Consider the following 11882-nt stretch of genomic DNA (forward strand, 5'->3'; position numbering starts at 1 on the left):
GTTCAGAGTGACATGGTGTTTTCTTTTTTTAAACGGAGCAAAACGAAAGAGTTAAAAAATCAGGTAGAGTTTTGCATGACAAATTTATCGCTCGGTGCAGCAGATGTATATGATGTATTGATCGAAAGAGATGATGTTGAAATTACTGAATCGGGTTGTACGTCCAACTGTGAAATTTGTGAAGCCAATCTATTTGCGATAGTTAATGGCGACATTATTAAAGCGGAAGATGCTGAGCAATTGCTAGCTTTAGTTGAAAAAGAATTGGAAGAAAACTCAGTCCTATATTAAGTTCAACTTGTTTTAAAAAATTTCAACAGGGAAGAAATATTACGTAAATGAAATATTAAATTTAGTTGTATTCACTAATAATTTTTTTCATTTAAAAATGTTCATTAGAGGAGTGTTTCTTTCATGACAAATGTTGAAAATAAACAAGTTGGCGGTACACCCGCTCAAACACAACCATCCCAACCTGGTATCGAAAGTGAAATGAATCCCTTACCAACGCAGCCTTATGACTATACAGGTAGTGATAAGCTGAAAGGGAAAGTAGCAATTATTACAGGTGGAGACTCAGGTATTGGACGAGCTGTAGCAGTTGCCTATGCAAAAGAAGGTGCAAACCTTGTCATAAACTATTTGGAAAAAGAACAATCAGATGCAGAAGAAACAAAAAGCATTGTTGAAAAAGAAGGTATTAAAGCGATTTTGGTAGAAGGGGACATTGCAGACTATGAAACAAGTAAAAAGCTTGTTCAGTCAGCGATTGATGAATTCGGTCAAATTAATATTGTTGTCAATAATGCAGCCGTTCAATATCCGGTAGATTCATTTTTGGATATTACAGTAGAGCAATGGGACAAAACGTTCCGTACAAATATTGATAGTATGTTTTATTTAAGTAAGGAAGCCCTCCCACATTTAGGGCAAGGTGATTCCATTATATGTACGACATCCGTCAATGCATATAGAGGACATTCTATTTTAATCGATTATACAGCGACTAAAGGAGCGATCGTAGGCTTTGTAAGAAGTCTGGCACAAAATGTAGCAGACAAAGGAATTCGAGTGAATATGGTTGCCCCAGGTCCTATTTGGACGCCATTAATCCCATCAACTTTTGATGCAAGCCAAGTTGAAGAGTTTGGTACAGATACACCATTGAAACGACCTGGTCAACCGAGTGAGCTGGCGGGATCGTATGTTTTATTGGCATCTCAGGATGGCTCATATATTACAGGGCAGTGTATTCATGTAAACGGTGGAAGTATAATGAGTTCTTAAAAAAGAATAGATGATGAAATAACAAACTACCCCATATGCGAATTAGAGGTGACTCGTTAACTTAATTGACGAATCACCCTTAATTGGTCAAATATGGGGTAGTTTTTTTGTTGTCGTTAGTCAAAGGGTGGCTGAAATATCATTGGTCGGGAAGGTTTTGTTGTTATAGGTTGCACCGGCTCAGGATTTTGTCTTGACCCTCTACCTTTACCTCTGCCGGACCGTTCTCTCTGCGACCTTTCTCCAGGTGTTGTATCTCCTCTAGGACGTTCTGTTGGCATCGCAACAGTGGATGATTCAAGTGGATCCGGAGAATCTTTGAAACCTCTGTACATACGCCATAAAGCCGGTAAATTTTTAAACATTGGAGCAGCTTGCTGAATATAAGGGGTGAACTTTTGTGCATTATTAAATAAAGAGTTTGCTCCTGCTAAAAAACCTTCTAGCCTAGGTGCACCTGCTGCAGCACCAGCAACACCAGCAGCACCAGCCGCGGCAGCAGCACCGGCAGCATCCATAGGTATTTGTGGCGGCATTTGCATTGGCATTTGGTTCATCATTTGGTTCCGCATCATATACGGTGCATACATTGGGAAACGTGGAGCAACAGGTGCAGCAGGCATTTGATTCATCATACCTTGAGGTGGAAAATAATAGGGTGGGCGCATAATGAACTCCTTTCTTAAAGTCCTCATAAAATTGTTTATTAATTATGCCTCGGCGTTATTGCGGCCAGATTTTTTAAGATACTAAAAACCCTCTTAAAAAAATCTGTGACATGCGCCGGGGATCATTCTTCATTCAGTGGTTGCCCTAGACACCTCAGAGCCTAACAAAAACAAGCATTCATTAGCCCATTTAAGGTGTGAGTAATTTTTGCTGAATGAAGAAAATTCATCTCAACTGTTTGACGTTGAAACTATTTATAAGTTATGATATGCAGATGGTCACTTAAATGTACGAAACATGGTACAATAGGAAAGATGTAAGGAGGTACGAAAAATGTCAAAATATACTGATTATCAATTCAAGCCATTTTTGCAGGACGCCATTGCAAAGCTTGGATTTACAGAACCGACACCAATTCAAAAAGAAATAATTCCACTCGTACTAAAAGGAAAGAGTGCGATTGGACAAGCTCATACAGGTACAGGGAAAACGCATAGTTTTTTATTGCCAATTGTTGAGCGTATTGTAGAAGAAAAACAAGAAGTACAGGCCGTAATTACTTCACCAACACGTGAATTAGCCCAACAAATTTTTGATGCATTAAATCAACTTGTTGAAGGAACGGAAATTTCAACGAAGTTATTTATCGGAGGTACGGATAAACAACGTACTATTGACCGCCTAAAAACTCAACCACAAATTGTTGTTGGGACACCAGGGCGCATTAAAGATTTAGTGAAAGAAAATGCATTGCTTGTACACACAGCACCAATACTTGTAGTGGATGAAGCAGATTTAGCATTTGATATGGGATTCATTGAAGACATTGACGGATTTGCTTCCGCAATGCCTGAAAAGCTTGAAATGTTTGTGTTCTCCGCAACCATTCCAGAAAAATTAAAACCATTCCTAAAAAAATATATGGATGCACCTATCCATATTCATATGAATGACAAACGCCCTGTAGCTGAAGGAATTAACTTCCTATTAGTACCTGTGCGTTCTAAGTCACGTAATACCCGCCTGCTTGAAGTTATGAAAGCAATCAATCCATTTTTAGCTGTTATTTTCTGTAACACACGTAAAAATGCAGAGGCTGTAGCAAACTTCTTAGCTGAAGAAGGTATTCGTGCCGGTCAAATTCACGGAGATTTAAGTCCACGTGATCGTAAAAAAATGATGAAACAAGTGCGTGATTTAGAATTCCAATACATCGTTGCAACAGACTTGGCTGCACGTGGTATCGATATTCAAGGTATTTCACACGTTATTAACTACGAAATCCCGGAAGATTTAGAATTCTTCATTCACCGAGTGGGCCGTACAGCCCGTGCAGGTACAAAAGGGACAGCCATAACATTGTTCCAGCCTGAAGATGAGGATGCAGTAGTACGCATCGAAAAAATGGGTATTCCATTTGAGCAAAAAGATGTGAAAAATGGTGAGTGGGTTGACTTAAAAGACCGTCACCAACGTGCAAACCGTAAGACTGAGCGTAAGCAAGATGAAATCGATGTAAAAGCAAAAGCCCTCGTACGTAAGCCGAAGAAAGTAAAACCAGGCTATAAACGTAATATGAAGTGGGAAATGGAAAAAGTGAAGAAGCGCGAACGCCGTATTAAAGCGCGTCGTAATAATAGAGAACAATAAATAATTTTCGCAAGGGGCTGCTTAGAATGTATTTCTTTGCGGTCTCTTTTGTTTTTAATGGACAGTAAATTTGGAGGGAAGAGTAATGTTATTAGGTTCACATGTTTCGATGAGTGGTAAGAAAATGCTATTAGGCGCTAGTGAAGAAGCATTAAGCTATGGTGCCAATACATTTATGATTTATACGGGTGCACCTCAAAATACGCGCCGCAAGCCAATTGAAGAGCTTAACATTATGAAGGGCTTACTTCATATGCAGGAAAATGATATTTCGAATATTGTTGTGCATGCACCATACATTATTAACTTAGGCAATACGACGAAGCCTGAAACTTTTGAGCTAGGCGTAAATTTCCTGCAAGAAGAAATTAAACGAACAGCTGCATTAGAAGCGACACAAATTGTATTACATCCAGGTGCCCATGTTGGTGCAGGTGTCGATGAAGGTATCGCACGAATTGTAGAAGGCTTGAACGAAGTACTGACACAAGACTACCCTGTGCAAATCGCATTGGAAACGATGGCTGGCAAAGGCTCTGAAATCGGTCGTACATTTGAAGAATTAGCCCGCATTATAGACGGTGTAACGAATAATGAGCGTTTATCAATTTGTATGGATACATGTCATATTCACGACGCAGGTTATGATGTAGTGAATGATTTTGACGGTGTTTTAAATGAATTTGATAAAGTAATCGGGTTAGATCGTTTAAAAGTGATCCATATTAATGATTCAAAAAATGTGCGCGGTGCAGCAAAAGACCGTCATGAAAATATTGGATTTGGTGAAATTGGCTTTGATGCAATGAAATATATTGTTCATCATCCACAACTAATGCATTTACCTAAAATATTGGAAACACCATTTGTCGGTATTGATGCAAAAAATAAAAAAGCACCTTATTTACATGAAATTGCAATGCTGCGTGATGGGGAATTCCGCCCAACATTAATTGATGAATTGCGTAATTAATAAGAATTAATGAACATACTTTGCATAAATTTGATGCAAAGTATGTTTTTTTACATTTTTTTATTACATTATTTGCTATAATGAATTAACTGTAAATTTCAAAAAATTAAATGGAGGTATATTATGAAAAAAGTTATACAACTCGTCATTTTATTTGCATTATTCTTTTCATTACCTATACAAAGTTTTGCCTCGGTCAGTAGCGCCGTTACTTCGAACTTAGGGAAAAGCAATGCAGCGGTGACAATACGGGATATCGATAGTGGGAAAATTGTTTATTCTCAAAATGGGGATAAGCTTATGCGCCCAGCATCGAATATGAAACTGATTTCCGGTGGTGCAGCACTATCAATATTAGGGGAAGATTACCGTTTTACTACAGATTTATTTATTGACGGGAAGGTTGTCAACAATACGTTGAACGGCAATGTTTACATAAAAGGCAGTGGTGATCCGACATTAAATAAAGAGAGTTTTCAGGAGTTTGCTAAAATATTGAAGCGTAATGGCATACGGACTATAAACGGTCATGTAATAGGTGATGATACAGCCTTTTCCGGCAGTACATTACCGCCAGGAGTCGACAAAACGGATGAGACGTATTACTTCGGTGCCAGAACTTCAGCTATTACGATGTCTCAAAATGCTGACTTTGATGCGAGTACAATTATTATTACAGCAAAACCTGGAAAAGTAGGTGCTAAACCAAGCTATTCAGTAGAACCGAATTTAAGTGGTATGGTGATTTCCAATCAGGCGAGAACTGTTAAAAAAGGCAATAAAAATACACTTACGATTAAACGGTCTTACAATACGAATCGCATTATTATTTCCGGAAACATTCCACAGGGCAGCAGTAAAAAAGAATGGGTAACACTGCAGGATCCATCAAAAAATACGATGCAGGCAATTAAACTGACATGGCAAAGTGCAGGGATTAAGTTTTCAAAAGACTCAAAAGTTCAATTAGGTAAAGTGCCACAAAAGGCAAAGCTGCTTTACACGAATGAATCACGTACTTTAGCATCGATTTTCCCTGCATTTATGAAGCTGAGCAATAACAGTATTGCAGATATCCTCGTAAAAGCGATGGGCAAGGAGCAGCTAGGGGAAGGAAGCACGAAAAAGGGCGTAACGCTATTAAAGAGCTATGCAGAATCATTGGATATTCCTGTAGATAATTGGCGTATCGTAGATGGTTCAGGTTTGTCCAATTCAAATCTTGTGACGACAAATAGTTTGTCCCAATTATTATTTAAAGTTCAAAAAGAACCTTATTTCAATACGTTTTATCGATCATTGCCAATCGCAGGTAACGATGAACGATTTGTCGGAGGGACATTGCGCAAGCGTTTGACGAGCGCTAATTTACAAAATCGGATTTATGCGAAGACTGGATATATCCCAAATGTGTACACATTATCAGGCTATATTAAAGGGCAAAGTGGAAAAGAATATATCTTCTCAATTTTATTGCATAACACTGCGAACGGAAATGCCTATATCGATCGTACAATGACAGCGCTTGTTAAAAACTTGTAGAGGGGTAGAAGAGATGGAGAAATTACTATTAACAGGATTTGAACCATTTTTATCAAATCCAATCAACCCTACAATGGATATTGTACAGGCACTGAATGGAAAAACAATCGGTCAGTTTGAGATTGTCGGCCATGTACTTTCTGTGGACTTCGCAAAAGCTCCTGAGCAGTTTTTGGCGCTAATAGAAGAAGTTAAGCCTACAATGATTGTTTCATTAGGTTTAGCGGCAGGAGTAACGAAAATTTCACCGGAACGTGTTGCACTGAATGTAAAAGATGGGGAAAAGGACAATGCGGGAAATGCATTTGAAGATGCACCGATTCGGAAAGAAGGGGATGTTGCATATTTTTCGTCACTGCCGATTCGCGAAATTGTCAATCGTTTAAATAAAGCAGGTTACCCAACAGCGATTTCTAATTCAGCAGGGACATATCTATGCAATAATATTATGTATGAGGGCTTGTATCACGCTGCAAAGAATAAATCGATTCTTGCGACAGGATTTATTCATATCCCTGCCTCCTTTGAACTGGCCATCGAGCATGGCCGAATTCCAGGCTGGTCGATGCGTGATTTGACAGCTGCCATTGAACTTGCATTAGAAGTATGTGCAGAAAACGTAGATTTGGCAGAAAAAGCATTGTAAATGAAGCGAAAATCAACTATCAAGAAAAGCAACAGATGTTTGTTGCTTTTTTTCATGCAATAAAAATTATTTTGAAACTTTTTCTTGTTTTTTCCGTCTGTACGTTGCTAGTTATAAAAAAGAGGAGAGATTAGATGAAAAAGACATTTCTTACATCGCTATTTACTTTGCTTATCATGATGGTTGTGACAATTCCAGTTCAAGCAGCAGAACAAAAGTCTTTTGGTGATGTAACCTATAAAATTGTTACACTTGAAAATGGCAAACAAGAGGTACATATTACGGGATTAACGAATCATAAAAACCGCATTGTAGTTCCGGAAAAAATTGAAGGGCTACCCGTTGTCGAACTAATCGATCGTGCATTATATACGGATCGCTCGGATTATGCTTCTGATGGGACATATTCCGAGTGGGATATCCCTGGCTATAAGGATCTCTTCATTACTGAAATTGAATTACCTAAAACACTTAAGCGAATTGGTGATGGGGCACTTGCCAGTCACTTAATTGAAAAGATTTCCCTGCCGGAAGGACTGGAAGAGATTGGTCATATGGCGTTCGCCAATAATAATCTGACGAGTATTGCTATTCCAAAGTCGGTGAAAAAGATAGGCGGGAATATTGTGAGCGGCAATAGGATCAAAACCTATTCATTGCCGCCGTCATTTAAAAAACCTGAAAGTAAAAAAGTCGGAAATTTTCTTTATGTAAAGTTTACGCATAATGGAAAACCGGAAATACGTGTTACAGGGCATACATTTAAAAAAGCGCAAACAAAGATTATTGTTCCAAATCAAATTGATGGTCTACCTGTGACAGAAATTGACGACTATGCATTTGCCTATAGTAGTAGCTTGCTAGGTCATGAGTTTGACTTTTCAAGACCATTTATTAAAGAAGTCGTACTTCCGAATACGGTTCGTGTCATTGGAGACCATGCCTTATCAGGTGTATATTATGACAATAACAATCGTGATTTTACATTACCACGTGATTTAGAGGTAATTGGAGATTATGCATTTAAGGGTAACTACATCACGAATAAGGGAAATAGTTTAAAACTGCCGGCAAAACTGAAAAGTATTGGGAAAGGGGCTTTTCATCAGAATAGATTAGAGGCTGTTACCATACCATCTACGGTTACATCAATAGGAAAGTATGCGTTTGAATACAATATTCTAAAGAACGTAACAATTGGCGACAATGTAAAAAATCTTGAGGCAGGTGTATTCAGAGGCAATCAGATTTCAAACCTGAAATTACCGAAACAGTTGAATTCAATTGGAGCTGAGGCTTTTGCTCATAATGAGCTTCGAAAATTAATTTTGCCTTCTACTGTCAAATCAATCGGGGATTTTGCTTTTATGTATAATCGGCTAGAAGAAGCAACACTGCCAACTTCTCTCCATACAATTGGTGATGGTACATTTGCGAACAATAAGCTAACTGTCTTAAAGGTACCGGGTGAAGTGAAGAACCTGCCCTTCAACGTAGTGATTGATAATCCGCTACAGGCTATCGTACTACAAGGATCTGCTACGAAAATTTTGTCGTATACGGCGACAAGTAGAAATTACCGAACTGATTACTATAAAGTGATGGAAAAAGTAGATCAATTATATACGGATAAGAATTTTACAGAAATTTGGTCGAATTGGGATACGGTCATTACTAAACCTACGACGTTATATGTGACTTGGAAGGGACAAGAGCGGGTTGTTTATGAAGGTGAAGCTGAGGCACCGGTTAATGACGAAAAAGAAAAAGACGATCCAAAAATCGAACAACCAGCAACGGATCAGCCTGCTCAATCAAGTCGTTCATTTTCAGATACAGAAAATTACTGGGCGAAGGATACAATTGCCGATTTTGTAGCAAAAGGAATTATTTCCGGATATCCCGACGGTACATTCCGCCCAAATGACCCGATGCAACGTAAGCATGTGGCAAGTATTTTAGAGAAGGTGTATGAATTAAAATCAAAATCAGCACCAGTGGATTTTAAAGATGTAACTGCGAATCATCCAAACTATGCGGCCATTTCCAAGCTGCAACAGGCGGGGGTTATTCACGGTGCAGATGGTTTATTTCGACCAAATGATACACTGACACGCGGTCAAATGGCAAAAATTTTGGTGCTTGCATCAAACTTTACGCCAGGTGGGCAAAAAACATTCCCTGACGTTCCACGTACCTACTGGGCGTATGACTATATTGCTGCACTTGCAGATCTTAATATTGTGGGGGGAAGTAACGGCCAATTTAATCCGAACGGCGCTGTTACACGCGGTCAATTTGTTGGGATGCTAGATAAGGCTTTGAAAGTAATGGAAAAATAAACAATTAGATATAAAAAGAAATCAGTCGTATTACGGCTGATTTTTGCTTTAAAAAATAAAATAATCAACGCCGCCTTGCAATAGCAAAAGCGGCAATAGAAAATTGATTATAAATTCCTCTAAATTACAAACCGACTAATTTCATTAATTTTTTATAACGTTTATCCCCAAGCACTTTGTGGATTTTCTTTTGAACTTCTTTTGGAATCCCGGTAATTGCCCAGCTAATGTTTGCATGCTTCAAGACTTTCTGCAGCTTCTGTACTTCTTCGATCGTCAAATCAAGCCCTTGCTGTTTTGCAAAACCCTGCAGCTGGCTGTCATTCATTCCCTTAAGATTTTCAAACCATTGTAACATTTGAATAGTCATCATCCTTTCAAGTTTATTTCCTTTACATGAACCAAAAAGTCTATTATACTAACATGATGTAAATCGTAATGATTTTGAATTAGAAAGAAGCGAACGATATGAAAAAAATACTAATTGAATTGAAGGATGTTTCATTTCAATATGAATACACACAAGCATTGAAAAATATTTCTTTACGTGTTCATGAGGGCGACTTTTTGGCGCTAATGGGGCAAAATGGCTCTGGAAAATCGACACTTTTAAAATTAATTTTAGGTTTATTGAAGCCAATGTCTGGAGAAATTAAATTATTTGGCGAACAAGCCAATCACTTTAAGCACCGTGAGTGGATTGGTTATGTGTCGCAAAAGTCCAATGCCTTTAATTCCGGCTTCCCTGCAACCGTTGAAGAAGTTGTAAAAAGCGGTTTGGTACAAAAGGTTGGTTTATTTAAACGCTATCCAAAAGATGCTGACATTTTAGTAAAGGGTGCTTTAAAGGATGTCGGTATGGAAAAATATCTAAAGCGTAATATTGGGCAGCTTTCCGGGGGCCAACAGCAGCGCGTATTTATCGCACGTGCTTTAGTGTCAGACCCTAAGCTCCTTATTTTAGATGAACCTACAGTAGGAATTGATCGCGAAAATGTGCAGGCATTCTATGATATGCTTGCACACTTGAATAAGCATCACAATATGACGATGATTTTAGTTACGCATGATGTTGATACGGTTTCGGATCGTGTCAGTCATGTAGCATGCCTAAATCAATCGATCCATTTCCACGGATATAAAAATGATTTTGATACAATTTCGGAAGAACAGATCGCTAGCTGGAACGGTCACTCTGTTCGAAAGATTCATTAAGGAGTAGACCGCCGTTATGATAGAAGCAATTTTAAACTATGAATTTTTACAAAATGCCTTTTTCTCGGGATTGATTATTGGCGTGATTGCACCGCTTCTTGGGGTGTTCATCGTTGTTCGTCGATTGTCGTTAATAGCAGATGCTTTATCGCATGTAACACTTGCCGGTATTGCCGGAAGTCTTTACTTAAGTCAGTCATTTGCAGGACTGGCATTGCTAAACCCTATTTATCTAGGAATTGTAGCATCTGTAAGTGGCTCGATATTGATTGAGCGTTTACGTCGACTGTATAAACATTATGAAGAACTAGCGATTCCGATTATTATGTCAGGTGGTATCGGAATTAGCGCGATATTTATTTCGTTGGCAAGCGGCTTTAATACGGATTTGATGAGCTATTTATTCGGCTCTGTTTCCGCTGTTTCGCGCCAGGATTTGTATGTAGTGATGGCGATTGCGGTCGTTGTCGTATTATTTTTAGTTCTGTTTTTTAAAGAGCTCTTTGTCTTATCGTTTGACGAAGAATATGCTAAAGCGAGTGGATTACCTGCAAAGTGGATTCATCTGCTGTTTATGGTTGTCGTCGCATTAGTCATTGCCGCAAGTATGCGTATCGTAGGGATTCTACTTGTCTCAAGCTTAATGACTTTACCGGTAGCTGCTGCGATGCGGTTGGCCCGTGGATTTAAAGAAGCCATTATTTTGGCCATTGTATTTGGAGAGCTGGCTGTAATTATTGGATTGATTTCTGCATTTTACTTAAACTTAGCACCTGGTGGAACAATTGTTGTCACATCGATCATTATTTTATTGTTAGTTATATTTATCAAAAAAATTGTACTAAAAGTATCGATTAAATCGAAAGGGGAAGAAGTACTGTGAATGCAACGCGCGCGTGGGAAATATTAAAGGACAACGGCTATAAAAAGACCGATAAACGAGAATTGATTTTGGATATGTTTGCAGCTACTGATAAATATTTGACTGCCCGTGATTTGCTGTCAGTATTGAAAAAGGATTTCCCAGGGATGAGCTTCGATACGATCTATCGCAACTTAGCGACTTTTGTCGAGCTTGATATTTTGGAAGAAACAGAATTAAATGGCGAGCGCAATTTCCGCATGCATTGTGAGTCAGACCACCATCACCATCATTTTATTTGCCGTGATTGCGGTAAAGTAAAAGAGCTATCCGTCTGTCCAATGGAAATGCTTGGCGAAAAGTTGCCAGGGTATGCTGTAGAAGCGCATAAATTTGAGATTTACGGCAAATGTCCTGAGTGTTTATAAAATGTAGTTTGCATAAAATTTTTTATATGCTAAAGTGATAAAGACAAATTGAATAGATTTGCAGGAAAAAGATGCATGATGCATAAATGGGAATTCGGTGTAAATCCGAAGCTATATCCGTAACTGTAAGCGTTGATGAAAATAAGTGTAATACCACTGCTAATATAGCGGGAAGGTACTTGTGAGTAAAGTGAAACGCAGAGCCAGGAGACCAATCTTTTTCTTATCGTAACATCCCTCTTCGGAATTAAAGAGAATGTACGGCAAT

The 11882-nt window shown here is 38.6% G+C and carries 12 protein-coding genes and 1 riboswitch; of the genes, 10 read left to right on the top strand and 2 right to left on the bottom strand.

Annotated features, from left to right (window positions below):
* Positions 1–12: 12 nt before the first annotated feature.
* Together NYE67_RS05975 and NYE67_RS05980 are read left to right on the top strand one after the other, a co-directional pair.
* Positions 13–291 carry a DUF1450 domain-containing protein gene (locus tag NYE67_RS05975; protein WP_191698275.1) on the top strand — a complete coding sequence of 93 codons (279 nt, stop codon included), beginning with the start codon at positions 13–15 and terminating at the stop codon, positions 289–291.
* A 123-nt stretch (positions 292–414) separates the two neighbouring features.
* A complete protein-coding gene (locus NYE67_RS05980; protein WP_340727349.1) occupies positions 415–1287 on the top strand; it encodes an SDR family oxidoreductase in 873 nt (290 codons plus the stop codon).
* 116 nt (positions 1288–1403) lie between these two features.
* Here the strand turns inward: NYE67_RS05980 and vrrA are convergent, their stop codons facing one another.
* Complete coding sequence (vrrA, locus tag NYE67_RS05985; protein ID WP_340729483.1) at positions 1404–1922, bottom strand: VrrA/YqfQ family protein; 519 nt, start codon at positions 1920–1922, stop codon at positions 1404–1406.
* Positions 1923–2289: 367 nt separating this feature from the next.
* On the opposite strand from vrrA, the gene NYE67_RS05990 reads away from it, so the two are divergent.
* From NYE67_RS05990 to NYE67_RS06010, 5 genes are all read left to right on the top strand, one after another.
* Positions 2290–3606: a DEAD/DEAH box helicase gene (locus tag NYE67_RS05990; RefSeq protein WP_191698272.1), complete on the top strand. Its 1317-nt coding sequence runs from the start codon at positions 2290–2292 to the stop codon at positions 3604–3606.
* An 85-nt stretch (positions 3607–3691) separates the two neighbouring features.
* Positions 3692–4579, top strand: a complete 888-nt coding sequence (locus NYE67_RS05995; RefSeq protein WP_340727351.1) for a deoxyribonuclease IV — start codon at positions 3692–3694, stop codon at positions 4577–4579.
* Positions 4580–4702: 123 nt separating this feature from the next.
* The gene (gene dacB / locus NYE67_RS06000; RefSeq protein WP_191698270.1) at positions 4703–6121 is read left to right on the top strand and encodes a D-alanyl-D-alanine carboxypeptidase/D-alanyl-D-alanine endopeptidase; all 1419 of its coding nucleotides are present in this window, start codon (positions 4703–4705) and stop codon (positions 6119–6121) included.
* Between the two features lie 13 nt (positions 6122–6134).
* Positions 6135–6767, top strand: coding sequence for a pyroglutamyl-peptidase I (locus NYE67_RS06005; RefSeq protein WP_340727352.1), 633 nt, complete (start codon positions 6135–6137; stop codon positions 6765–6767).
* 134 nt (positions 6768–6901) lie between these two features.
* The gene (locus tag NYE67_RS06010; RefSeq protein ID WP_340729484.1) at positions 6902–9109 is read left to right on the top strand and encodes a leucine-rich repeat protein; all 2208 of its coding nucleotides are present in this window, start codon (positions 6902–6904) and stop codon (positions 9107–9109) included.
* A gap of 124 nt (positions 9110–9233) precedes the next feature.
* On the opposite strand, the gene NYE67_RS06015 is transcribed toward NYE67_RS06010, so the two are convergent.
* Complete coding sequence (locus NYE67_RS06015) at positions 9234–9467, bottom strand: isopropylmalate synthase (protein WP_340729485.1); 234 nt, start codon at positions 9465–9467, stop codon at positions 9234–9236.
* A gap of 110 nt (positions 9468–9577) precedes the next feature.
* Here NYE67_RS06015 and NYE67_RS06020 point away from each other — a divergent pair, with 110 nt between their 5' ends.
* The 3 genes from NYE67_RS06020 to NYE67_RS06030 are packed head-to-tail and all read left to right on the top strand — an operon-like array spanning position 9578 to position 11614.
* The gene (locus NYE67_RS06020; RefSeq protein WP_191702511.1) at positions 9578–10324 is read left to right on the top strand and encodes a metal ABC transporter ATP-binding protein; all 747 of its coding nucleotides are present in this window, start codon (positions 9578–9580) and stop codon (positions 10322–10324) included.
* A 16-nt stretch (positions 10325–10340) separates the two neighbouring features.
* Positions 10341–11207, top strand: a complete 867-nt coding sequence (locus NYE67_RS06025) for a metal ABC transporter permease (protein ID WP_191702512.1) — start codon at positions 10341–10343, stop codon at positions 11205–11207.
* The gene (locus NYE67_RS06030; protein WP_340729486.1) at positions 11204–11614 is read left to right on the top strand and encodes a Fur family transcriptional regulator; all 411 of its coding nucleotides are present in this window, start codon (positions 11204–11206) and stop codon (positions 11612–11614) included. The genes NYE67_RS06025 and NYE67_RS06030 overlap by 4 nt, the downstream gene beginning before the upstream one ends.
* A gap of 52 nt (positions 11615–11666) precedes the next feature.
* Positions 11667–11848, top strand: a riboswitch (cobalamin riboswitch).
* The last annotated feature ends 34 nt before the right edge of the window (positions 11849–11882 follow it).

The organism is Solibacillus sp. FSL W8-0474 (assembly GCF_038004065.1).
Lineage (GTDB): Bacteria > Bacillota > Bacilli > Bacillales_A > Planococcaceae > Solibacillus > Solibacillus faecavium.